The 23,631-nt window shown below is 50.3% G+C and carries 24 protein-coding genes; 13 read left to right on the forward strand and 11 right to left on the reverse strand.

Going from position 1 to position 23,631, the window contains the following annotated elements:
* The first annotated feature begins 79 nt into the window (after positions 1 to 79).
* The 3 genes from QL223_RS13980 to QL223_RS13990 all read left to right on the forward strand — a co-directional run bounded on the left by QL223_RS13980 (position 80) and on the right by QL223_RS13990 (position 2,096).
* Entirely contained in the window at positions 80 to 700 is a 621-nt protein-coding gene (locus QL223_RS13980; protein WP_002535271.1) for a metalloregulator ArsR/SmtB family transcription factor, read from the forward strand.
* Positions 701 to 733: 33 nt separating this feature from the next.
* A complete protein-coding gene (locus QL223_RS13985) occupies positions 734 to 1,477 on the forward strand; it encodes a ferredoxin--NADP reductase (protein ID WP_002535273.1) in 744 nt (247 codons plus the stop codon).
* A 280-nt stretch (positions 1,478 to 1,757) separates the two neighbouring features.
* Positions 1,758 to 2,096 (forward strand): DUF3135 domain-containing protein, encoded by a 339-nt coding sequence (locus tag QL223_RS13990; RefSeq protein WP_281545085.1) that lies wholly within the window; start codon positions 1,758 to 1,760, stop codon positions 2,094 to 2,096.
* 217 nt (positions 2,097 to 2,313) lie between these two features.
* Here the strand turns inward: QL223_RS13990 and QL223_RS13995 are convergent, their stop codons facing one another.
* The gene (locus tag QL223_RS13995) at positions 2,314 to 2,667 is read right to left on the reverse strand and encodes a 5-carboxymethyl-2-hydroxymuconate Delta-isomerase (protein ID WP_281545086.1); all 354 of its coding nucleotides are present in this window, start codon (positions 2,665 to 2,667) and stop codon (positions 2,314 to 2,316) included.
* Positions 2,668 to 2,947: 280 nt separating this feature from the next.
* Here QL223_RS13995 and tpiA point away from each other — a divergent pair, with 280 nt between their 5' ends.
* On the forward strand, positions 2,948 to 3,718 hold the full coding sequence (tpiA, locus tag QL223_RS14000) for a triose-phosphate isomerase (protein WP_002535276.1): 771 nt from the start codon (positions 2,948 to 2,950) through the stop codon (positions 3,716 to 3,718).
* 114 nt (positions 3,719 to 3,832) lie between these two features.
* The gene (locus tag QL223_RS14005) at positions 3,833 to 4,297 is read left to right on the forward strand and encodes a tRNA (cytidine(34)-2'-O)-methyltransferase (protein ID WP_281545087.1); all 465 of its coding nucleotides are present in this window, start codon (positions 3,833 to 3,835) and stop codon (positions 4,295 to 4,297) included.
* 50 nt (positions 4,298 to 4,347) lie between these two features.
* Here the strand turns inward: QL223_RS14005 and QL223_RS14010 are convergent, their stop codons facing one another.
* The 3 genes from QL223_RS14010 to QL223_RS14020 all read right to left on the reverse strand — a co-directional run bounded on the left by QL223_RS14010 (position 4,348) and on the right by QL223_RS14020 (position 8,220).
* Entirely contained in the window at positions 4,348 to 6,021 is a 1,674-nt protein-coding gene (locus tag QL223_RS14010) for a methyl-accepting chemotaxis protein (protein WP_281545088.1), read from the reverse strand.
* 133 nt (positions 6,022 to 6,154) lie between these two features.
* The gene (cpxA, locus tag QL223_RS14015; protein ID WP_002535280.1) at positions 6,155 to 7,525 is read right to left on the reverse strand and encodes an envelope stress sensor histidine kinase CpxA; all 1,371 of its coding nucleotides are present in this window, start codon (positions 7,523 to 7,525) and stop codon (positions 6,155 to 6,157) included.
* The gene (locus QL223_RS14020) at positions 7,525 to 8,220 is read right to left on the reverse strand and encodes a response regulator (protein WP_002535281.1); all 696 of its coding nucleotides are present in this window, start codon (positions 8,218 to 8,220) and stop codon (positions 7,525 to 7,527) included. The genes cpxA and QL223_RS14020 overlap by 1 nt, the downstream gene beginning before the upstream one ends.
* Positions 8,221 to 8,399: 179 nt before the next feature.
* Between QL223_RS14020 and QL223_RS14025 the strand changes: the two genes are divergently transcribed.
* The 3 genes from QL223_RS14025 (at position 8,400) to pfkA (ending at position 11,148) form a co-directional block, all read left to right on the forward strand.
* On the forward strand, positions 8,400 to 8,882 hold the full coding sequence (locus QL223_RS14025) for a CpxP family protein (protein WP_002535282.1): 483 nt from the start codon (positions 8,400 to 8,402) through the stop codon (positions 8,880 to 8,882).
* A 147-nt stretch (positions 8,883 to 9,029) separates the two neighbouring features.
* Entirely contained in the window at positions 9,030 to 9,926 is an 897-nt protein-coding gene (gene fieF, locus QL223_RS14030; protein ID WP_281545089.1) for a CDF family cation-efflux transporter FieF, read from the forward strand.
* Between the two features lie 259 nt (positions 9,927 to 10,185).
* Positions 10,186 to 11,148 carry a 6-phosphofructokinase gene (pfkA, locus tag QL223_RS14035; RefSeq protein WP_002535284.1) on the forward strand — a complete coding sequence of 321 codons (963 nt, stop codon included), beginning with the start codon at positions 10,186 to 10,188 and terminating at the stop codon, positions 11,146 to 11,148.
* Between the two features lie 81 nt (positions 11,149 to 11,229).
* Here the strand turns inward: pfkA and cysE are convergent, their stop codons facing one another.
* The 4 genes from cysE to QL223_RS14055 all read right to left on the reverse strand — a co-directional run bounded on the left by cysE (position 11,230) and on the right by QL223_RS14055 (position 14,358).
* Positions 11,230 to 12,075 carry a serine O-acetyltransferase gene (gene cysE / locus QL223_RS14040; protein WP_039849462.1) on the reverse strand — a complete coding sequence of 282 codons (846 nt, stop codon included), beginning with the start codon at positions 12,073 to 12,075 and terminating at the stop codon, positions 11,230 to 11,232.
* 230 nt (positions 12,076 to 12,305) lie between these two features.
* Positions 12,306 to 13,322: an NAD(P)H-dependent glycerol-3-phosphate dehydrogenase gene (gene gpsA / locus QL223_RS14045; protein ID WP_281545090.1), complete on the reverse strand. Its 1,017-nt coding sequence runs from the start codon at positions 13,320 to 13,322 to the stop codon at positions 12,306 to 12,308.
* 22 nt (positions 13,323 to 13,344) lie between these two features.
* Positions 13,345 to 13,818 (reverse strand): protein-export chaperone SecB, encoded by a 474-nt coding sequence (gene secB / locus QL223_RS14050; RefSeq protein ID WP_002535289.1) that lies wholly within the window; start codon positions 13,816 to 13,818, stop codon positions 13,345 to 13,347.
* Between the two features lie 99 nt (positions 13,819 to 13,917).
* The gene (locus tag QL223_RS14055) at positions 13,918 to 14,358 is read right to left on the reverse strand and encodes a rhodanese-like domain-containing protein (protein WP_165016024.1); all 441 of its coding nucleotides are present in this window, start codon (positions 14,356 to 14,358) and stop codon (positions 13,918 to 13,920) included.
* Positions 14,359 to 14,805: 447 nt separating this feature from the next.
* On the opposite strand from QL223_RS14055, the gene gpmM reads away from it, so the two are divergent.
* The 3 genes from gpmM (at position 14,806) to QL223_RS14070 (ending at position 18,432) form a co-directional block, all read left to right on the forward strand.
* Positions 14,806 to 16,344: a 2,3-bisphosphoglycerate-independent phosphoglycerate mutase gene (gpmM, locus tag QL223_RS14060; RefSeq protein ID WP_281545091.1), complete on the forward strand. Its 1,539-nt coding sequence runs from the start codon at positions 14,806 to 14,808 to the stop codon at positions 16,342 to 16,344.
* A gap of 189 nt (positions 16,345 to 16,533) precedes the next feature.
* Positions 16,534 to 17,697 carry a peptidoglycan DD-metalloendopeptidase family protein gene (locus QL223_RS14065; protein WP_281545142.1) on the forward strand — a complete coding sequence of 388 codons (1,164 nt, stop codon included), beginning with the start codon at positions 16,534 to 16,536 and terminating at the stop codon, positions 17,695 to 17,697.
* Between the two features lie 18 nt (positions 17,698 to 17,715).
* Positions 17,716 to 18,432 carry a divergent polysaccharide deacetylase family protein gene (locus QL223_RS14070; RefSeq protein ID WP_281545092.1) on the forward strand — a complete coding sequence of 239 codons (717 nt, stop codon included), beginning with the start codon at positions 17,716 to 17,718 and terminating at the stop codon, positions 18,430 to 18,432.
* A 45-nt stretch (positions 18,433 to 18,477) separates the two neighbouring features.
* Here QL223_RS14070 and tdh read toward each other — a convergent pair whose 3' ends face one another.
* The 3 genes from tdh to QL223_RS14085 form a co-directional block, all read right to left on the reverse strand.
* Positions 18,478 to 19,518 (reverse strand): L-threonine 3-dehydrogenase, encoded by a 1,041-nt coding sequence (gene tdh / locus QL223_RS14075; RefSeq protein WP_046303443.1) that lies wholly within the window; start codon positions 19,516 to 19,518, stop codon positions 18,478 to 18,480.
* A gap of 6 nt (positions 19,519 to 19,524) precedes the next feature.
* On the reverse strand, positions 19,525 to 20,721 hold the full coding sequence (locus tag QL223_RS14080; RefSeq protein ID WP_002535299.1) for a glycine C-acetyltransferase: 1,197 nt from the start codon (positions 20,719 to 20,721) through the stop codon (positions 19,525 to 19,527).
* 177 nt (positions 20,722 to 20,898) lie between these two features.
* On the reverse strand, positions 20,899 to 21,561 hold the full coding sequence (locus QL223_RS14085; RefSeq protein WP_002535300.1) for a TetR/AcrR family transcriptional regulator: 663 nt from the start codon (positions 21,559 to 21,561) through the stop codon (positions 20,899 to 20,901).
* 107 nt (positions 21,562 to 21,668) lie between these two features.
* Between QL223_RS14085 and rfaD the strand changes: the two genes are divergently transcribed.
* Both rfaD and lpxM read left to right on the forward strand, forming a co-directional pair.
* Positions 21,669 to 22,613 (forward strand): ADP-glyceromanno-heptose 6-epimerase, encoded by a 945-nt coding sequence (gene rfaD, locus QL223_RS14090; RefSeq protein ID WP_002535301.1) that lies wholly within the window; start codon positions 21,669 to 21,671, stop codon positions 22,611 to 22,613.
* 73 nt (positions 22,614 to 22,686) lie between these two features.
* Complete coding sequence (lpxM, locus tag QL223_RS14095; RefSeq protein WP_002535302.1) at positions 22,687 to 23,628, forward strand: lauroyl-Kdo(2)-lipid IV(A) myristoyltransferase; 942 nt, start codon at positions 22,687 to 22,689, stop codon at positions 23,626 to 23,628.
* The last annotated feature ends 3 nt before the right edge of the window (positions 23,629 to 23,631 follow it).

The following is a 23,631-nucleotide window of genomic DNA, read 5'->3' on the forward strand; positions in this document are numbered from 1 at the left end:
GCATTAAATAAGTAAAGACATTGCTTTATTTACCCACATCCCCGCATAATGAAGTATCCAAATCAGTGACGAAGATGCGATGAAAACAGTCGATAAAATCCTGCACAAGATAAAACGTGAAGGCGCAGTAAGTGCGCGAGTGTTGGCAGATGAAATGGGCTTAACCACCATGGGCATTCGCCAGCACCTTCAGGCCATGGAAGACGAAGGCCTGTTGGATTTTAGTGATATTCGCGTCAAAGTTGGCCGCCCGACGCGCCATTGGTCGCTGACCGCAGAAGGACATCGCCGTTTTGCAGACAGTCATGGCGATCTCGCGATTTCCGTCATCGACTCCGTGGAGTCCCTGTTTGGCGAAGCCGGGCTAAAGAAAGTCATTCAGCAACGTGAAGAAAAAACGTTGCAGCATTACCGCGACGCGCTCAAAGATTGCCACAATTTAAAGGCTAAACTTGAAACCTTGGCGTATCTTAGAGAGAGCGAAGGTTACATGGCCGAGCTTCAGGAAATAGAGGAAGGTTTCCTGTTGATCGAAAACCACTGCCCTATCTGTCAGGCTGCAAAACGCTGTCCGGCATTGTGTAAATCAGAGAAAAATATTTTCCGCACTGTACTGGGTGATGAGTATCTGGTCACGCGTGAAGAGCACATTATTGAAGGGCAACGTCGTTGTACTTACAGGGTTCAAGCACGAGAGTAATGCGCATAAAAAACTGACTTTTGAGGAGGATGTATGGCTACCTGGATCAAAGCGGAAGTTATAGAAAATCGTCGCTGGAATAAAGATCTGTTCAGCCTCGTCCTCGACGCAGAAGTCGACGCCTTTACTGCCGGGCAATTTACCAAGCTTGGGCTGGAAATCGACGGCAAAATCATTCAGCGCGCCTACTCCTTCGTCAATCCACCCAACAGCAAACACCTTGAAATCTATGCCACCCGCGTAGCCGATGGCCTCTTATCTCCAAGGCTTCATGCACTGGAAACGGGGGACACGGTTCTCATCACCAAAGAAGCCAGCGGCTTTTTTACGCTGGAAGAAATCCCCGAGGGCGAAGACCTCTGGATGCTTTCCACCGGGACAGCCATTGGGCCTTTCCTGTCAATCCTGCAAGAAGATGAGGTATGGCAGCGTTTTCGTAAGGTCGTACTGGTGCATGCGGTGCGTTTCTCGGCAGACCTCAGCTACCAAGCAGAAATAAACGAGCTGAAGCAAAAACGCAGCGATCAAATCATCGTCCAGCCGTTCGTCAGCCGCGAACCAAAAGCCGGCGCGTTGTCAGGCAGGATCACACATGCCCTTGAAGATGGCCTGCTAGAAAGAATGGTTGGTCTTACGATGACGCAGGAAAAAAGTCAGGTGATGCTTTGCGGTAACCCGCAAATGGTCAAAGACGTGCGTGCCATCCTGATTGAAAAAGGGTTAGAGAAAAATCTGCGCCGTAAGCCCGGCAACATCACGACAGAACAATATTGGTAAGGCAAGCACACAACCACTTGTCTAATTCTCTGGGAAAAACGTCCGTTTTTCCCTCCCCAAGAAAAAATCACCCACTTTTACGCAAATTCTCAACCGTGAGACTCCAAATTACCGTATGTCGTGTTTTGGGTCACAATCAACCAATTACCTGTATCACTCTCAAAACACACCCAACCCATTAACAGTTAATGTCTCACTTGTGAGTCATTAGTGTGATTGATCGCTCATTTTTTAACCGTATAGTCAAAGGCAAGTCATGCGCAGCCAGAGGAGTAATGCCATGAAAACGTTGCCTTCATTTGACGAATTAAAAGCGTTAGCAGAAAACGATCCACAAGCACTGGAAGCGCTGAGGATTGAAATGAGCGAAGAGCTCATTGAGAGCGCGAGCGAAAGCATGCAGCCAAAACTGCGCGCACAGATGAGTCACATTAACCGTGTAATCGCGTCGGGGAAAAACCCAAACCACGTGAATGCGTTGTTGATGAAAGAGTTGATGCGTCAGTTTGATCGCTTCTCAACCGCCATCAATAACCCAACAGCTTTAACTGAGCGAAGCGCAACCGTCACTACATTGCACCCGAAACGTAACGAAGCAACCGTTGCGATTGAAGGCTAACTCAGTTTTTGAGCGGTGGTCCGCCACCGCCACCTTTTTTTGCCTTATCGCGCATTATACCAATCACAGTAAGTAGGTGATCAGAAATAGCGCAGGAAAAATGCTCGAGAACAAGGCAGAAAATTTCGATAAGTAGTTATTCTACAATCAAATTTTCCAACGCAGTTATCGAACATTTTAACAAGCTAGGATGAGCAGATATTTACTACGATTGGTATTAAACCTCGCGTTTTACTTTCGCGTACCAGCGTCTGTCCATATCCCTGACATCCACCGTTAAGCTCGCCACCTCCGGCGCATGCTGCTGCATCACATCCAAAAAGGCATGGCTGAGGTTTCGCTTTTGCTCTTCATCGCGCCCGTCCAACAGCCACAAAGTGACGTGGATGAAGTTTTCCTCATCATCCTTATCCGCAACCAGCCAATCATGGCAGGCATAGGCGCGTGATTTAACGTCACTGACATCAAAGATGCCGCTGCCAATGGCGGTCTGATGCAAATCTTCCAAGAGTTGTCCAATGCTGACCCGCTCTGAAACCGGGTCACTGTACTCCATGACAATATGAGGCATAACTCACTCCTTGTTACGATAATGAGCCACTTTACCGCAGCATTTCGGACGATTGTTACTAAAGAGAAGAATATTCTCCTCAGATCACACCACGCCATCTTTCACTCGCAAGTGCTAATCCGAAAATTTATAACGAAATTTTGTTACTCAAAGGTTCACATTTGCGCGCAAAACGAGTACAAACGATGGCATTTATGATTTTGGACAGGAAACGCTGACAGCGCTGCTGTTATCGTTGCCGAAACTGAATTTCGATAATTGGATTACGGAGGAATTCCCTATGCGCCGTCCATTGGTAATGGGTAACTGGAAACTGAACGGCAGTAAAGCCATGGTAGCAGATCTGATCAAAGGTCTGGACGCACAACTTGCTGGCGTTGAAGGTGTAGACGTAGCGATTGCACCACCAGTGATGTACCTGGATCTGGCAGAGCAGCTGCTGGGCAAAGCAGAAAGCAAAATCCTGTTGGGCTCTCAGAACGTTGACGTTAACGCTAGCGGCGCGTTCACTGGTGACATTTCTCCGGAAATGCTGAAAGACTTCGGTGCGACTCACATCATCATCGGTCACTCAGAGCGTCGTGATTACCACGCAGAATCTGACGAGTACGTAGCGAAGAAATTTGCATTCCTGAAAGAGCACGGTCTGGTTCCTGTTCTGTGTATCGGTGAATCTGAAGCACAAAACGAAGCGGGCGAAACCGTAGCAGTGTGTGCACGTCAACTTGACGCTGTGATCAACACTCAAGGTGTTGAAGCACTGAACGGCGCTGTTATCGCGTACGAGCCAATCTGGGCAATCGGTACCGGTAAAGCAGCGACTGCTGAAGATGCACAACGCATCCACGCTGAAATCCGTGCACACATCGCAGCGAAGAGCGAAGAAGTGGCGAAGAACGTTGTTATCCAATACGGCGGTTCTGTTAAGCCAGAAAACGCAGAAGCGTACTTCGCACAACCAGACATCGACGGTGCACTGGTTGGTGGCGCAGCACTGAACGCAGAAAGCTTTGCAGCTATCGCAAAAGCAGCGGCGGCAGCAAAAGCGTAATTCAGACCCGTTCTGAACCGAAAGGAGAAGCCAAGGCTTCTCCTTTTTTGTTTCTTTATCCGACCTTTCTCGCCCGCTATACTGCGTTTTTCTTTTTACGGCGAGCCTGCTTCCATGTTTCACATTGCGCTTCATGAACCCCAGATTGCCCCGAACACCGGCAATATCATTCGTCTCGCGGCTAATACAGGCTGCAAACTCCATTTGATTGAACCACTGGGTTTTGACTTCGAAGAGAAGAAACTGCGCCGTGCTGGGCTCGATTATCACGACCTGACCAATGTCACCCTTTATCCTGACTATGCGACGTTTCTCGAAGCCATGGGTGAGCGCCGTATTTTTGCCTGCACGACGAAAGGCAGCCGCCCGCATTCTGATGTCAGCTATCAAGCGGGCGATGTGTTTCTGTTCGGCTCGGAAACCAGCGGCCTGCCAGATGAGGTTCGCAACGCCTTCACACCGGATCACCGCATCCGCGTTCCTATGGTGCCGGACAGCCGAAGTCTGAATCTGGCAAACTCGGTGGCAGTCATTTGCTATGAAGCCTGGCGACAGCTTGGCTTTGAAGGTGGACTCTAAAAAAGAAAAGCAGGCCTTCGCCTGCTTTTTTGGTTTCATCTACGTGGTTATCAGGAAGCCATCCCTACCGAGACACGAAGGTTTTTCGCAATCACATTCAGCTTATCTGTCGCATTCACCAATCCGGCCACTTGATGAGCACTTTCATTGGCCATATCACTTATCTTGCTGACGTTCACGTTCACTTCTTCCACCACGCCATTTTGTTCATCCGCGGCACTCGCGACCTGAAGATTCATGTCAGTAACGCGGGACGTCGCCTCGCTCGACTGGTTTAGAAGATCAGCTGATTGATGAGAAAGCTCGATGGTCTTATCACCCATTTCACAGCTTTGCTGCATGGTGTCGACGGCTTCTTTCGTCACGCTGGTGAGCTGGGCAATCATGGTTTCAATCTCTGAAGTCGAATCATGAGTGCGCTGCGCAAGGCTTCGTACTTCGTCTGCCACAACAGCAAAACCACGCCCCTGTTCGCCTGCGCGCGCCGCCTCAATGGCTGCGTTCAGCGCCAATAGGTTGGTTTGCTCGGCAATTCCTTTAATCACGTCCAAAACAGAGGTGATATTGGCACTGTTTTTCTCCAGCTCTGTCAGCGCCGCACTGCTTTGGGTCAGACTTTCAATCAGTTGCTGGGTTTGGCTAACCGCCTCATCATTGATGCGCATACATTCAGATGATTTACCCGAGGCTTCTTCGGTCGCTTGCTGAGTTTGAGTGGCATTGTTAGCAATTTCCTGCGCCGTCGCTGACATCTCGTTGACTGCTGTGGCGACTTGCAAGATCTCTCCGCTTTGCGCATCCGAATTTCGCTTCACAGCCTGCGCCGCCTCATCCAGCAGATTTACTGCATCAGAAACTTCCTGCGCGACTTTGGCAATCATGCCGTTGGTGCTTTGACGGGTGCCTTCGAGGTTTTTCTGTAACTCACCGATAATGCCGGGCTCATCCACCACGGTGGGTTTGCTGAAATCACCATCAGCTTGCACTGAAAGCGCCGCAGATACCTTATTCAAGCCTTCATAGATCCGGTTGAGAATCATCTTAGACATGATAATGGCGACAATTAGCGCAACAATCACAGAAGCGATGACGACGAGCTCTAAGACGACAGCCTTTTCTTCAATATCGATAACCGCTGCTTCAGTGAACTTCCCCACGTCAGTCAACAAGCTGTCGACCATTTTTGTGGTTGTCTCTGCTTCCTTACCCACCACCACATCAAGGACTTCCGCTTCGTGGTAATGGCGCCCGTCAAGCTCTTTAAATACGTCTTCGACGTGAATCATCCACTTGGCATGTAAAGCTTCTAAATCGGCGAGTTTGACGCTAGCAGCCGCGAATGCAACTTGCTCTTCAGCAGTACCGTTGGTGGCACCATCGGCCAATAGCGTTTTGATTTTTATCCAATCCTCTCCGACTTTCGTTCCTAAATCATAAAAATAGGCTTTTTCTTTGTCGTAGTTTTCCTGCGCATTGGGTTCCTTGCCGATCTCAAGCGCATAGCGGAAGGCTTTGTTGTAGTGAACACGTTGCTCGACTTGATGCTCGGTTGCTTTACTGATGGATTCAAGAACAGGAATATCACGGTGAGCGACACCTTGAACATGGCTTTCAATGTAAGCCAACTTATAGAAGACAAACGCTCCGACAAGAATTTGTATTCCACATACTAAAGCGACGAACATGGTCAGACGCTGTTTAATCGTCATTTTGTTTGCTGACATGAGTAGCCTCTCCGCTAAGCCTTCAACTGCATAGGTAGGGAGAGAGGCAGCCTCTCTCCATCAAACTTATCAATAAGGTTAGCAAAGCGTTTCTAAAATGAGAGGTTTATCGTAAATTTTGCTGACGCTATTATCAGCTCAACGTTTTCAGTGTCAGGTGAACGGTCAAACCGCCTAGGCTGTTCAGGCTCGCTTTGGCGCTGCCATTATGTTGGCGCATGGCACTATCAGTAATCGCGAGCCCCAATCCTGTGCCACCGCTTTGCCTGTCACGTGCTGTCGACACGCGGTAAAAAGGCCGGAAAATATCATCCAGCATTTCTTTAGGTACGCCTCCCCCATCGTCACTGACGCTGACCGTTAACTCTCTATCACGCTGTGTGAAAGACACTTCGACTTTAGTGTCCGCATACTTAATGGCATTGCGCACAACGTTTTCCAACGCACTGCAAAGCAGGTTGCCATTTCCTTCAACGCTGGCGTCGGGAATCGTGTTGTACACCAGCGTTTTTCCGCACTCCCCCGCTTCGAACTCTGCATCTTCCAATAAGGTTTCCCAAAGTTCTGCCAGTGTCAGCACGTCACGTTCGGCATGGCTGTTAAGCTGCATACGGGAAAGAGAAAGCAAATCAGCAATCATCTGTTCCATGCGCTCAGCTTCGGTATCAATGCGCGCCAAATCTGTGCTTTCACCCTGTTTGCGAATCGCCAGTGCATTCGCCATACGAAGCCGGGTCAGTGGAGAGCGAAGCTCATGGGAGATATCGGACAGCAAACGTTGCTGCCCACTGATCATCTGATTTAATGCCGTCACCATCTGGTTGAAGCTGGCCCCCGCTTGTGCAAACTCTCGCGGCCCTTTTTCCAAAGAAGGGTCAGTTTCAAAGCGCCCTTCGCCGACGCGTTCAGCTGCCGCCTGAAGGCGGCGTGCAGGGCGGGTGACTACCCACGCGAGCCAAAGCAATAGCGGCGTGCTGACCACCATGGTGACCAACAGCAGTTGAAAAGGTCTATCAAGAATTTGTACGTAAAACGGCGGTTTATCGCGCCACAGCTTGCCGACGTACATCAATGCCTGAGCGCTGCCATCATCAATCAAAAACGGTCCAGCCAGCATCCATTTTCCATAAAGGCGCTGCATCGGGTCTTCTGGGTCATCAGCAAGCGTGGTGAAGTTTTTCAGCATTCTGCTGCCACCATGATGACCTCTATCCAGCAGTTCACCATCAAGCGTCGTGAAATAGATTTTCATCGGTTTACGTTCAGGTTGTTGTCTTTGTAAACGCAGCAGTTTTTGTTTGAGCGACCCTCTCATCTCTGACACTTCTTCCGAAATTCTCTGAGCCAGCTCTTTAAACTCAGTTTGCATCCCAGTGGGCACAGTATGTTGCTGACGAGGGTCACTGTGTTGCGCCGCTAATACAGCAATCAACACCAATAGCAAAGTCAGCCAGAAGATGGCAAAAATACGGCCATAAAGACTCTTGATGGTCGGCAGTTTCATTATGCCTCCACCAGCAAATAGCCACGGCCGCGCAGGGTTTTAATTCGCGGCTTGCCATCTTCACGTTCAGGCAGTTTTTTCCGGATGTTGGAGATATGCATGTCGATGGCGCGATCAAACGGGGCAAGACGTTTTCCGAGCACATTCAGGCTGATATCTGCCTTTGCTACCACGCTTCCCGGCTGTTTCACCAGATACGCTAGCAAAGCGGTTTCCGTGCCGGTCATCTCAATCAGCTGAGACTGGCAATACACTTCCATTTTGCCGGGATAGATCACGATATCCTGATATTCGAGCTTGTCTTGGTTATCGTCTGATCGCTTGTCTTCGCCAGCCTTCGCGGTGCGGCGCAAAATAGCGCGCATACGGGCGAGCAACTCACGATCAGAGAAAGGTTTTGGCAGGTAATCGTCCGCACCGAGTTCCAACCCCATCACGCGGTCAATCTCTTCACCCTTAGCGGTCAGCATCAATACCGGGGTTTCCCAGCTATCGCGAAGACGGCGCAAGGTTTCCATGCCATTCAGTACCGGCATCATCACATCCAGCAGCACCAAATCGGTGCTTTCACTGATCTTATCCAGACCTTCCTGACCATTATTGGCGGTATCCACCTGGTAGCCTTCCAGCTCCAATAAGTCATGAAGTAGGCTGGTCAGTTCTGTGTCGTCATCAATAAGAAGAATGTTTGCCATGGGGTGCGCCTAATACTGTGTTGTTATGGCTAGTATCTGCCATTCATCGAGCTGATTCCATGTGTAAGTCTTAGCTTTACCCGCCTTTACATTGCTTTACGTAGGCAGAACACCGGTTTACATCCCAGTGGGTAAAGTTACTCCCATCAAGCGACACAACAAAAACCGGAGAGAACACCATGAAATTTTCAAAACGTATTGCTGCAACTGTTATCGCCCTGCCTCTGATGATGGGCTCAATGTCTGCCATGGCATTTGGCGGCAAACATCACGGTGGTGAAGGTATGCACGGCGGTAAAGGCATGATGGGTAAACACCTGTTGCGTGGCGTTGACCTGACCGACGAGCAAAAGGCAGAACTGAAAACCCTTCGCGAGCAAAAACGCGAAGCTATGAAAGCCAACAAAGGCGAATTCCGTACCCAGATGATGGCAGAACGCCAACAGATGCAAGAGCTGATGCTGGCAGATAACTTCGATGAAGCAGCTGTTCGCGCACTGGCAGAAAAGATGGTTGACCAGCAGGTCGAGCGCCGTATAGCCATGGTAAAAAGCCAACACGAAATGATGAGCATTCTGACACCTGAGCAAAAAGTTCAGGTTAAAGAAAACATGGATAAGATGGCCGAGCGCATGCAAAAACGCATGGAAGATCGCGGCTAACCGCCCTTTCCCCTCAATAAGTTCCCCAAAATGCCGGCCCTTGCCGGCATTTGTCTTTCTGCCTCTGAACGCCAGTCTGATGCGGTGCATTAATTTGTCGTAAAAAAACGTTATACTGCGAACACTTAAATCACGCTGATAGTGCTCATGACTGAAAGATACGCCCGACTCGTTCAGACCGCTGCGTGGGCAGCGACCATTACTGCTACCTTCTTGCTTTTAATGAAGCTTTTTACCTGGTGGTACACAGGCTCGGTCAGCCTACTGGCATCTCTTGTCGACTCTCTGATTGACCTTCTCGCGTCGGTCACCAACCTCGTCGTTGTCAGATATGCGCTTCAACCCGCCGACGAAGAGCACAAGTTCGGACACGGTAAAGCGGAATCTCTCGCCGCCCTCGCACAGGCGGCATTTATTGTCGGCTCTGCCTGTTTCCTGCTGCTCAATGGCGTCGAGCGATTGTTCAAACCGACTGAGTTGAACCACCCCGAGGCGGGTGTGCTCATCAGTGGTATCGCGACGCTGATCACCGGTGGTTTGGTACTGTTCCAGAAATGGGTGGTTCGCAAAACAGGTAGTCAGGCAATTGCCGCAGATTCCCTGCATTACCAATCTGATCTTCTGATGAACATTGCGATTATCGTGGCACTCGGACTGGCATGGTACGGCTTCCCAATGGCGGACGCGATTTTCGCTATCGGTATCGGCGTCTTTATTCTTGTCAGTGCCTTTAGGATGGCGAATGAGGCAGTGCAGTCGCTGCTTGACCACCAGCTTCCGGTAGAAGATCAGGAGAAGATATACACCCTGGCATCGACGGTACCAGGCGTGGAGGGCGTGCATGATCTGCGTACCCGTCAGGCAGGTGCAACCCGCTTTATTCAGCTTCACCTTGAACTGGACGACAACCTCAAGCTGGTCGATGCGCACCGGATCGCAGATGCGGTAGAAGACCGCCTAGAGGTCGCCTACCCCGGCGCAGATATCCTCATTCACCAAGATCCGGTCTCAATCGTAGGAAAATCACCGCGCGAACAAATTTAATACACATTGGCGCACGAATATTTGCAACGGTTACTGATATTTATCAACGAAAAACGTTAGCAAAATTGTAATAGTCTTTCATAAGTAGGAAAGTTACAGTTTCAAACGAAGTGCCAGCAGGCTAAACTGGCACGTCTCGGATGTTGAGGCAAACCCGCGTTACCCGCTAAGACTTTCAACGGAAAGCAGGGGTGGGATGGTAGCGCCAACATAGAGTCAATGGATTTGAAATTTCAATTCCCAAAGTCAGAGGGTAACCATGGTTAGTAAAATTGGTGTTTTGACCAGTGGCGGTGACGCCCCGGGTATGAATGCAGCGATTCGTGGCGTTGTTCGCGCCGCATTGAGCGAAGGTCTGGAAGTTTACGGTATTTACGACGGCTATCAGGGTCTGCATCAAAATCGTATCGAGAAACTGAACCGCACCAGCGTGTCAGACATTATCAACAAAGGCGGCACCTTCCTGGGTTCTGCGCGCTTCCCTGAGTTCAAAGAAGAGAAAGTGCGTGAGCAAGCCATCCAGAACATGAAGATGCACGGCATCGACGCTCTGGTTGTGATCGGCGGTGACGGTTCTTACATGGGTGCGAAGAAGCTGACTGAAATGGGCTTCCCATGTATCGGTCTGCCAGGCACTATCGACAACGATATTCCAGGTACTGACTACACCATTGGCTACCTGACTGCACTGAACACCGTTGTTGAAGCGATTGACCGTCTGCGTGATACGTCTTCTTCTCACCAGCGTATTTCTATCGTTGAAGTCATGGGCCGCCACTGTGGTGACCTGACTCTGATGGCATCTATCGCAGGTGGCTGTGAATACTTCATTACCCCAGAAATCGGTTTGGACAAAGAGAACCTGATTTCAAAGATCAAAGAAGGTATCTACAAGGGTAAGAAGCACGCCATTATCGCTATCACCGAGCTAATGACTGACACCAATGAACTGGCGAAGTACATTGAAGCGGAAACTGGCCGTGAGACCCGTGCAACTATCCTGGGTCACATTCAGCGCGGTGGTCAGCCACGTGCGTTTGACCGTATTCTGGCATCACGTATGGGTGCTTACGCGGTTGAACTGCTGATGCAAGGTGAAGGTGGTCGTTGTGTGGGCGTTCAGAACGAACAACTGGTTCATCACGACATCATCGATGCTATCGACAACATGCGCCGTCCATTCCGCAAGGATCTGTACGACGTAGCAACCAAGCTGTTCTAATTCAGCATTGGTCGAAAAAAACGGAGCCTAATGGCTCCGTTTTTTGTTTCTGCTGTTCGTCTCGTTTCAGGCAGGTGGCACTCAGATACCATCACCTTCGCTAAAGCTCTGCCCGCACTTAAACTTCTGGTCCATATCGAACGAAGGTTTGTCACTGCTTGGCGCACCGACAATCTTGGCAGGCACACCCGCCGCTGTGGTGTGCGGTGGCACATGGATAAGCACCACTGAACATGCCGCGACTTTCGCCCCTTCACCCACTTCGATATTGCCAAGGACTTTTGCCCCGGCACCAATCATTACGCCGGAGCGGATTTTTGGGTGACGGTCGCCGGACTCTTTACCGGTACCACCTAAAGTCACATCCTGAAGAATGGAAACATCATCTTCAATCACCGCGGTTTCACCCACGACAATGCCGGTTGCATGGTCAAACATGATGCCGCGGCCAATGCGCGCCGCCGGGTGAACATCGACCTGGCAGGCCACGGAAATCTGATTCTGCAAATAGACTGCCAATTCACGGCGGCCTTGATGCCAGAGCCAGTTAGCCACACGGAACCCTTGCAGGGCATGAAAACCTTTTAGATAAAGCAATGGCGTGGAGTAAAGCTCAACGGCAGGATCGCGCTCCACCGTGGCGCAGATATCACAAGCCGCCGACTCGGCAATACTGCTGTCACCGGCATACGCTTCTTCAATCACTTCACGCACCGCCATAGCAGGCATGCTCGGCGTAGCAAGCTTGTTAGCCAGAATATAGCTCAGCGCACCACCCAAGGAGTCATGTTTGATGATAGTGGCATGAAAGAAACTCGCGAGCATAGGCTCACGCTCTGATTGCTCCTTCGCCTCACGCTTGATGGCCTTCCAGACTTTTTCCTGCTGGCATTTTTTATCGCGGCCTTCACCGCACATCCTTTGCATCTTTTTACCCATACCTGCTGTCAGTACATTGCTTTATGCTTCGATCATTCCATGCTCTTTCCGCGGCATTTCGGCGAAGCATTGACCTAAGTGTGACATAGAACGCCAAACAACCCAACACTACCGATTGGTCTGTCAGCTTGGTTGACCTTCTCCTTGCTGTTTGTCGCAAAAACAAAAAACGCGAGACCTTAGTCCCGCGTTTTGTTAGACCCGACTGAACGGAGAAACTATTCAGAGGTGCGTTGGCGCGCCAACAGATCCTGCGCCGCCTGACGGGCATCTTTGCCCTCATACAACACCTGGAAAATCTGCTCGACGATAGGCATTTCAACGCCAGTGCGTTTTGCCAGTGCGCGAACTTCTTTGGTATTACGGTAGCCTTCGACCACCTGACCAATTTCATCCTGCGCTTCATCAACGCCTTTACCTTGACCCAGTGCCAGACCAAAACGGCGGTTGCGGGATTGGTTGTCGGTACAGGTCAGTACCAAATCACCCAAACCCGCCATACCCATAAAGGTCTCACGCTCTGCACCCAGCGCCACGCCAAGACGTGTCAACTCAGCAAGGCCACGGGTGATAAGTGCGGTACGGGCATTGGCACCAAAGCCAATGCCGTCAGACATCCCCGCGCCAATCGCAATCACGTTTTTCACCGCGCCACCAAGCTGCATACCGATAAAGTCGCTATTGGCATAAACGCGGAAAGAGCGCGCACAGTGCACTTTTTCCTGCAGCTCAGCCAGAAACTCAGCGTTTGGTGAAGCAACCGAGATAGCTGTAGGCAAACCTGCCGCCAACTCTTTGGCAAACGTTGGGCCAGACAATACTGCCATTGGCACGTCCTCACCCAGTTGCTCGCGCGCGACGTCCTGCAACAGGCGGCCGGTTTCTGGCTCAAGGCCTTTGGTCGCCCAGCAGATACGCTGGTCATCACGAAGGAAAGGTTTCACCTGTGCCAGCACCAGACCAAACACATGGCTTGGCACCACCACCAGAATATCCCTGCTGGCTTGAATAGATGCTTCAAGATCAGCACTCAGGATCAGTGAGTCGGGAAATGCGACACCCGGCAGAAACGCTTCATTTGAGCGATCAATTTCGAGCTGTGCCATATGCGCTGGCTCGTGACCCCACAGCACCACATTGGCGCCATTCCGGGCCAGTGAGATTGCGAGAGACGTACCGTAAGAGCCTGCGCCCAGAACGGTCATTGCCACATTGGCGTTGGCGATATCTGTCATGTGTCGACCTTAAAATTACTGATTACGCGTCAGCGCCGTCTTTTTCTTGCGCTTGTTGGCTTTGCAGGTAGTTCATGAATAGCGCATCAAAGTTAACTGGTGCCAGGTTCAGTTGTGGGAAGGTACCTTTCACTACCAGGCTAGAAATCGTTTCACGCGCGTATGGGAACAGGATGTTCGGGCAGAATGCACCCAGGCAGTGTGCCAGTTGTGGCGCTTCCATACCGTCTACAGAGAAGATACCACCTTGCTGAACTTCACAAAGGAATGCGTTCTCGTCGCCGTTTTTCACGGTCACAGTCAGACGCAGAACCACTTCATAAACACCTTCGCCCAGTTCACGGCTTTGGGTATCCAGATCCAGGTTTACATCTGGGTTCCACTCTTGCTGAAACACTTCTGGAGAGTTAGGCGCTTCGAAAGAAACATCTTTCAGGAAGATACGTTGAATCGCGAAGTTCTGTTGCGCTTGTGGGTTAGTTGCTGCTTCAGCCATAGTGATAAATCCTTGTTATTTAGACAAATGCTTTCACGCATTTTAAAACGATTCAGGCAGCTCACTGAGCTGCCTTCAGAATAGTGAAACCGTCTTTGGTTACTTTTTCTTCTTGCTGCGGATCAGTGGCAGGTTCGCCTCATTCCACGAGATCAGGCCATCTTTCAGAACATTCACGTTCTCATAACCGGCTTTTGCCAGCACGTTGGCGCTTTCAATCGCCGTTTGACCAGTCTTACACACCAAGATGATTGGGTCAGACTTATGTTTTTCAATCTCAGCGGCGTTATTCGCTTTGATGTCTTTCGCCAAAACGTGAAGTGCGCCCGCAATATGACCCGCGCGGTAATCATCGCGGCTACGGATATCAACAAACACACCCTTTTCGCGGTTAACCAAGATAGTCGCATCGCTTGGCGTAATGATTTTATAAAGTGCGGTTTTCTGTTTGATGACTGACAGGATCAGCGCAACAACCAGACCCACCCACACCAGGGACAAGATCAAGTTAGCTTGTACAAATTCAATAAACTGCTGCATGGCTCGCTTCTACTAAGTGTCGGCACAAAAAATCGAACCCGAGTATAACCTTCAAACTGTGCAAATACAGCATGGGCTTGGATTTCCATGCCCCCGCTCACTGACAACAGGATCAAAAAGCTTGAAATCGGTCACATTCGCCTCAATATCTGTCCTACACGGGGAATGTTATTTCCGGGCGTATTCTGCTCAGCTCACCCAGTTGAAGCGAAAGATAAGCGACTGATCTGTTTACTTACTACAAAATTTTCTTTGGTGCTCTTCAATAACGAGACCCTTTCGAAAAGGTAAGACTCTTGCGCAGACCAGTAAATGCAAGGCTCGGCACCCTCCATTACAGTTTTTGTTGAAAATTTAGCGAAAAAGTTTGCCTACTGCTTAACCAATAAAATGTAGTAAAGTTACGCTAATTCACGAATATTGAAATCGACATAAAGAGGACACCGTATGTCTGCTAAGAAGCCTTTGGCACTCGTTATTCTGGACGGATGGGGTTACCGCGAAGACAACAGCGACAACGCAGTTGCGAACGCGAATACACCTGTTCTTGATGGCTTGATGGCGGGCACCAGCACCCTGATCTCTGCATCAGGTATGGATGTTGGTTTGCCAGACGGTCAAATGGGTAACTCAGAAGTGGGCCACACCAACATTGGTGCAGGCCGCATCGTTTACCAGGACCTGACTAAAATCACCAAAGCTATCCAAGATGGTGAGTTTTTCGATAACCCTGTACTGACCGGTGCTATCGACAAAGCAGCGAAAGCAGGCAAAGCGGTTCACATCATGGGTCTGATGTCCCCAGGCGGCGTTCACAGCCACGAAGACCACATTGCAGCAGCTGTTGAAATGGCAGTTCAACGTGGTGCTGAGGAAGTGTACCTGCACTGCTTCCTGGACGGTCGTGACACCCCACCTCGCAGCGCGAAAGCATCACTGGAGCGTTTCGACGCCCTGTTTGCAAAACTGGGTAAAGGCCGTACGGCATCTATCGTAGGTCGTTACTACGCCATGGACCGTGACAACAACTGGGATCGCGTAGAAAAAGCTTATGACCTGATGGTTGAAGCAAAAGGCGCGTTCACTTACGGCTCTGCAGTAGAAGCGCTGGAAGCTGCTTACGCACGTGACGAAAACGATGAATTCGTTCAAGCGTCTGAAATCCGCACTGAAGGCCAGCCTGTTGCCTCTTTCAACGACGGCGACGCAGTGATCTTCATGAACTTCCGTGCTGACCGCGCGCGTCAAATCACCCGCGCATTCATGCCTGGTTTTGATGGCTTCGCCCGTAACAAAGTTGCAGCGCTTGCAGATTTCGTGATGCTGACGGAATACGCGGCAGACATCGACACCGCATGTGCTTATCCTTCAGAAAACCTGGTTAACACCCTGGGTGAGTGGCTGTCTAAGCAAGGCAAAACCCAGCTGCGTATTTCTGAAACCGAAAAATACGCGCACGTTACTTTCTTCTTCAACGGCGGTGTTGAATCCGTATTCGAAGGCGAAGAGCGTGCTCTGGTTGCCTCCCCGAAAGTCGCAACTTACGACCTGCAACCAGAAATGAGCTCTGAAGAGCTGACTGACAAGCTGGTTGACGCGATCAAGAGCGGCAAGTTCGACCAAATCATCTGTAACTACCCGAACTGTGACATGGTTGGCCACACTGGCGTTTACGATGCAGCAGTTAAAGCCGTTGAAGCTATCGACCACTGCATTGGCCGTGTTGTTGAAGCGATCAAAGAAGTTGATGGTCAGCTTCTGATCACTGCTGACCACGGTAACGCGGAAATGATGGTTGACCCGACAACCGGTGGTATCCACACTGCGCACACTAACCTGCCAGTACCACTGATTTACGCGGGCAGCAAAGACATCGACCTGGTTGACGGCGGTAAGCTGTCTGATCTGGCGCCAACGATGCTGGCACTGACCGGTGTTGAAGCGCCAGCTGACATGACCGGTAAACCACTGTTCGTTGCTAAATAATTAGCCACCATTTTCAGTGATGAAAAGCGCGCTCCTCGGAGCGCGTTTTTTTATGCAGATCTGACAACTCACTTCCTGATTTTCTCTTAAAATAGAGGAAGTAAACTTCACCGATTTTATTCTCGAACTTGCGATGCTGAGACAGGCAGAGTAATGCCAACTCCAGATCGGCTTGATATACTGCCTGCCATGAAGGGAAGAACGTTGCGCCATTTAAAATTGTTGCGCGCCAGTGCCATAAGCGCTGGCGTTTTGTTGTGTCTGCTTACCAGCCCAGCTTCTCGCGCCAGTGACGAGCAGCTTTCTGGTATGAAAAGTGAAATCTCCCGTCAGGAGCAGCAGCTCAATTCCAAATCGAAAAAACTCAACGCGCTGCAATCCAATCTCAAATCCCAAGAGCAATCCATCGCCGCTATCGCAACACAGATGCGTAATGCCAATGCTGATTTAAGCGTTATCGAAAAAGATATCGCCACACTAAACCGTGAAAGCCAGCGTCTTGAACAGCTCAAGCTGGGCCAGATGGAGCTTTTGAAAGAGCTCTTAAACAGCCAGTACCGACAAGGCCAGCACAGTCAGCTCAATGCCTTGTTGAGCGGTGAAGATTCCTCTGACATGGATCGTATGACGGTGTATGCAGAAAAACTTTCCAAGGCGCGAACGGATGCCATCAACGAACTCGCTGCTACCGATACCGAGCTGCAGCTAAAACGCCGTACCCTGCAGCAGCAAACCGAAAAGCAAAAGACACTGATTGCTTCGCTTGCTGCTGATAAAGCGAAGCTGGAGAAAGAGCAGCAGGCTCAGAAGAAAACAGCAGGCGCTATCCGACGCGAAATCAACAGTGACAAGGGCTACCTTGCTGAGCTTCGAAATAACGAAAAGCGTCTGAAAGTAGAACTTGAACGCGCTGCTGAACAAGCCCGCATTGCCGCAGAGCAAGCTAAAGTCAAAATGGATGGTCTCGGTAAGTACAAAGGCAAGATGCAGTGGCCAGTAAAAGGGAAAATCCTGCACCGATATGGCACTGAACAAACCGGACAACTGCGCTGGAATGGCATGGTTATCGCGGCTAAAGAAGGCAGTGAAGTCAAAGCCGCTCACGATGGCACTGTGGTGCTTTCAAACTGGCTACGCGGTTATGGCTTGATGGTGGTGGTCGACCACGGCAAAGGAGACATGAGCTTCTACGGCTACAATCAGGCTTTGCTGCGCAATGTCGGCGATACGGTCAAAGCGGGTGACCCGATTGCCCTTGTCGGAAACAGTGGCGGTCAGGATGCCTCGGCGCTCTATTTCGAAATCCGGCGCAAGGGTAACGCCACCAACCCCAGCCCCTGGCTGACACGGTAAAGGCACTGCAGGTTTCAGATGCAAAGGATTGTTGCTGTTACCACCCTACTCCTTCTCTTTCTGGCTACGCCCATCGCAGCCAAACCTAAAATCGCCTTTATTATCGATGACCTTGGCTACGAAATGATGCCAAGAGAGATTGCCGCTTTGCCGCCGCAAATCAGTGTCTCCATCATCCCCTTCACCGAATTCGACACGGCGGTTGCGCTGACTGCCTTGAGCCAACAGCGCGAAGTCTTGCTTCACCTTCCGATGCAAAGCCCTGATGGCACGCCGCAAGAGCCTAACTCACTGACGCTTGCCATGAGTAAAAAGGAAATGCAGGGCTCAGTGAAAGAGGCGCTGTATCGTGTCCCGCAGGTAGTGGCAGTGAATAACCATATGGGTAGCCTGCTGACCCAACACAAGGCACCGATGCATTGGATCATGGAGCTCCTTGAAGAACGAGAAATTGGCTTTATCGACAGCCGCACCACGCCCAAAACCGTCGCCCAGCGGATTGCCCGCGAGCATGGTCTAGCCACCAATCGCCGTCATGTGTTTCTCGACCATTTCCCCAATGAAGCCTTCATCGAAAACCAGCTCAAACTTGCCGTACAACAAGCCAAACGCCGCGGTGTTGCTGTGGTGATCGCCCACCCCTTTCCTGTAACGCTGGAAACCTTACAAGCACAGCTTCCTGAACTTCAAAAAGAAGTGGAGCTGGTGCCCATCTCACTGGCGCTCAGGCAGTAAAAAACCCGCCGAAGCGGGTTTTGAAATTCAAGCAACAGACGATGATTACTTGGTCCAATCGAGGATAACTTTACCTGACTGTCCAGAGCACATCACATCGAAGCCTTTCTGGAAGTCATCCACACTGTAATGGTGCGTGATGATTGGGCTTAAATCCAGACCAGATTGGATCAGGCTTGCCATCTTGTACCAGGTTTCAAACATTTCGCGGCCATAGATGCCTTTAATCACCAGACCTTTGAAAATCACCTGGTTCCAGTCGATACCCATGTCTGACGGCGGAATACCCAGCAGCGCAATACGACCACCGTGGTTCATGGTTTGGAGCATGCCGTTGAACGCAGACGGATTACCGGACATCTCAAGGCCCACGTCGAAGCCTTCGCGCATGCCCAGTTCTGACATCACGTCTTCCAGTTTTTCTTCTGCCACATTCACCGCGCGGGTCACACCCATCTTGCGGGCAAGCTCCAAACGGTATTCGTTCACGTCGGTGATCACCACATGGCGCGCGCCCACGTGCTTCGCGACTGCTGCCGCCATGATGCCGATAGGACCAGCACCTGTGATCAGGACATCTTCACCGACAAGATCAAAAGACAGCGCAGTGTGAACCGCGTTACCGAATGGGTCGAAGATAGAAGCCAGCTCGTCTGAAATGTCTTCTGGGATTTTGAATGCGTTGAATGCTGGGATCACCAGATACTCGGCAAACGCACCTTCACGGTTTACACCTACACCAATAGTGTTGCGGCAAAGGTGCGTACGACCAGCACGGCAGTTACGGCAATGCCCACAGGTAATATGACCTTCACCTGATACGCGGTCGCCAATGGCGAAACCACGCACTTCCTGGCCGATACCAACCACTTCACCCACGTACTCATGTCCAACAACCATAGGCACAGGAATGGTCTTTTGTGACCATTCATCCCAGTTGTAGATATGCACGTCGGTACCACAAATCGCGGTTTTGCGGATTTTGATCAGCAGATCGTTATGGCCCAGCTCCGGCTGCTCAACCTCGGTCATCCAAATGCCCGGTTCTGCTTTCAGTTTTGCCAGCGCTTTCATTTTGTTCGTCATCGTTGCTTATCCAATCAGACCCATGTCTTTGCCGACTTTGATAAAGGCGTCGATTGCCTTGTCCAGTTGCTCACGGCTGTGTGCCGCTGACATTTGCGTGCGAATACGTGCCTGACCTTTCGGTACTACAGGGAAGGAGAAACCGACTACGTAGATACCTTCTTTCATCATGCGTTCTGCAAATTCGCCCGCTACTTTTGCATCACCCAGCATCACAGGAATGATGGCGTGGTCCGCGCCTGCCAGCGTAAAGCCCGCTTCGCTCATACGGGCACGGAAGTGGTTGGCGTTGTCCCACAGTTTGTCACGCAGATCGCCGCTTTCTGCCAGCAGATCAATCACACGGATAGACGCTGAAACAATCGCTGGTGCCAGTGAGTTCGAGAACAGGTAAGGACGTGAACGCTGACGCAGCCAATCAATCACTTCTTTCTTACCTGACGTGTAACCGCCTGACGCGCCGCCCATGGCTTTACCCAAGGTGCCGGTGATGATGTCGATACGATCAATCACGTCATGGTATTCGTGGGTACCACGACCGTTTGCGCCCATAAAGCCCACGGCATGAGAGTCATCCACCATCACCAATGCGCCGTATTTTTCTGCCAGATCGCAGATAGCAGGCAGGTTTGCGACAACACCGTCCATCGAGAACACACCGTCTGTCACGATCAATGTGTTGCGAGCACCTTTTTCTTTCGCCGCAATCAGTTGCTGCTCCAGCTCTTCCATATTGTTGTTGGCATAGCGGAAGCGCATCGCTTTACACAAACGCACACCGTCGATGATAGAGGCGTGGTTCAACGCATCGGAAATGATCGCATCTTCTGCACCCAAAATAGTTTCAAACAGGCCAGCGTTGGCATCGAAGCAAGAAGAGTAAAGGATGGTGTCTTCCATACCGAGAAAGGCAGAAAGCTTTTCTTCCAATACCTTATGCGAATCTTGGGTGCCGCAGATAAAGCGCACCGACGCCATGCCGAAGCCATGCTCATCCATTCCTGCTTTTGCCGCTTCAATCAGCGCAGGGTGGTTAGCCAGCCCCAAGTAGTTATTGGCACAGAAGTTCAATACTTCGTCACCTGACGTTACTGAGATGTTCGCCTTTTGGGCCGACGTGATCACACGTTCATCTTTGTACAGGCCTTCAGCTTTTACTTCTTCAAGCTGCTGGCGAATTTGCTGGTAAAAAGCGGCAGTCATCGCTTACTCCATCGATGGAAACAGGAACAGGTTGATATCAATATGATTATTGCATCACTGAAAGCTAAAGTGTCTAAATAACACCCAGCTTACAGTATGACATATTAGAAAGAGTGTAGATGATAGAGTTCTGAGGAAGGTCGCGTCTATTGAATTAGTACATCTTATTGTGCTCGATCACGCTGAGTCGGAAGCCGCCTTGGTGCTTTCCATCTGTTCGCGATAGTGCCCTATCAAACCTAATACTACTGCTCTGCCTTTATCGGTCGTCATCGGTGACACCATGTTGAGGATTTGCAGCACGCCCTGATAAATCACCACTGGCGTCACTTTCGCCTGTGGTGACTGCGCACTTTGATAGAATATCCAACTCGACGCGACGAGTTTCAGCGTGCTGCACAGTGACTGCAGCGCTTCATCGTCCATATCCAGCCATCCCGTTTCACGAAAGCGGCTCAGCATCGCAAAGAGATTGGCTTTCAATGCCTGCTGCGCCTCCAGATATTTATTCTGAAGCTCAGCATCGCGGCTTAGGATATCGGGCAGATTGGCGTAGAAGAAACGGTATCTCCACATCAGTTGGAAGGTGGCATCAAGGTATGCAAGCAGCCGCTGTTCGTCAGATTCCGCTGGGACTTCCGGCTGGAAACCTGTCGAAAGATCGAGCGCGTATTGATCGAAAATACTGTGTATAATCTCTTCCTTATTACGGAAGTGGTAATACAGGTTTCCCGGGCTTATCCCCAGATCGGCAGCAATATGGTTAGTGGTGACGTTTGGCTCACCCTGCTCGTTGAAGAGCGCCAGCGCTGAATGAATAATGCGATCACGGGTTTTCATGGTTAAACTGCTATCCTCAAGCCCAGAAAGGGAAATATTACCATAGCCTCACTGAATTACTGGTGGGGTCTTCTCATAATTCAGGTCAACAGAATTTAGGTAAAGATATGATTATAGTGACTGGCGGCGCCGGCATGATCGGCAGCAATTTGGTTAAAGCGCTGAACGAGCAAGGTTACAACGATATTCTGGTAGTTGATAACCTGAAAGACGGCACCAAGTTCGTGAATCTGGTTGACCTGGATATCGCTGATTACATGGACAAAGAAGACTTCATCGCGCAAATCATGGCGGGTGACGATTTCGGTCCTATCGAAGCGGTATTCCACGAAGGTGCGTGCTCAGCGACCACTGAGTGGGACGGCAAGTACATGATGCTCAACAATTATGAGTATTCAAAAGAGTTGCTGCATTACTGTCTCGAGCGCGAAATTCCATTCCTGTATGCATCATCGGCTGCAACTTACGGCGGCCGTGACCACGACTTCATCGAAGAGCCACAATATGAAGGCGCACTGAACGTTTACGGTTACTCCAAGCAGCTGTTTGACAACTACGTTCGCCGCATTTGGGCAGACGCTGAAGCACACGGTGAGACACTGTCTCAAATCACCGGTTTCCGTTACTTCAACGTATACGGTCCACGCGAGAACCACAAAGGCAGCATGGCGTCTGTGGCTTTTCACCTGAACAACCAAATTAAAGACGGCCAAAACCCGAAACTGTTCGAAGGCAGCGACACCTTCAAGCGTGATTTCGTATATGTTGGTGACGTGTGCAAGATGAACATCTGGTTCTGGCAAAACAGTCAATCAGGCATCTTCAACTGTGGTACCGGTCGCGCAGAACCTTTCCGTGCTGTCGCTGAAGCCGTCATCAAGCACCATGGTCAAGGCGAAGTGGAAGAAATCCCATTCCCAGACCACCTGAAGGGCCGATACCAAGCTTACACTCAGGCAGATCTCACCAAAGTTCGCGCAGCCGGTTATCCTGACGAATTCAAAACCGTCGCGGAAGGCGTTGCCGAGTACATGGCAATTCTTAATAAGTAATTGACTGAAAACGGGTGGAATAACAACGTCACCCGTTTTTCTTCCTAAGTTCGATTTTTGTAGTTCCGACTCTATGAGCCAAGACCCTAAAAATAGCTCTTATCTACCAACGTTTGAATGGGCCTTTTTGCACCCGCGTTACTGGGGTACCTGGCTGGGTATTCTCTTCGCCGCAATTATGGCTTTTGTGCCGTTCAGACTTCGCGACAAATTCGCTGAGTTTCTCGCCAAACGCCTGGTAAAAATGAATAACCGCGCCAAAAAACGTGCGGTGATCAATCTTCAGCAATGTTTTCCAGAAAAAACCGACGAGGAACGTTCCGCCATTTTAGAGCAAAGCTATATTAATGCGGGGTGTGTTCTGCTGGGTTTCGCCACCATCATGATGCGCAGCAAACGCTATTTGGAAAAGCGCACCTTATTCCGCAATGAGGAAATTCTGACAGAGCTTGTCGAGAATGGCGAAAAAGTCATTCTGTTAGTACCTCATAGCTGGGCGATTGATTATCCCGCAGTTCAATTAGCTTCGCGAGGCTTACCTGTCGCTGCCATGGTGAAAAAGCAAAAGAACAAAGTGGCAGACTGGCTAATGAACGTGCAGCGCCTGAAATATGGTGGCAGAACTCACGAGCGTGCAGATGGCATTAAGCCTTTTATTAAGTCCGTGCGTGAGGGCTACCTTGGCTACTATCTGCCGGATGAAGATCATGGCCCGGATTACAGTGTGTTTGTGCCTTTCTTCGCTGCGCAGAAAGCAACACTGTCTGGTTTAGGTAAGCTTGCGACATTGAGCCGCGCGAAAATCGTTCCGCTAATGCCTGTTTATAACCGTGAAACCGGAAACTTTGAGGTGATTGTGCAGCCGCCACTGGCTCCATTCCCATCAGGCAGCGAAGAAACGGATGCGCGCATGATGAACGAACGCATTGAACAGTTTTTGGAAAACGACCCTGGCCAGTATATGTGGATTATGAATTTACTCCGCTCAAAGCCAGATGGTAGTCAGAATTACTAACCT

Origin of the sequence: Grimontia sp. SpTr1, assembly GCF_947387585.1 — a bacterium.
GTDB lineage: Bacteria > Pseudomonadota > Gammaproteobacteria > Enterobacterales > Vibrionaceae > Enterovibrio > Enterovibrio indicus.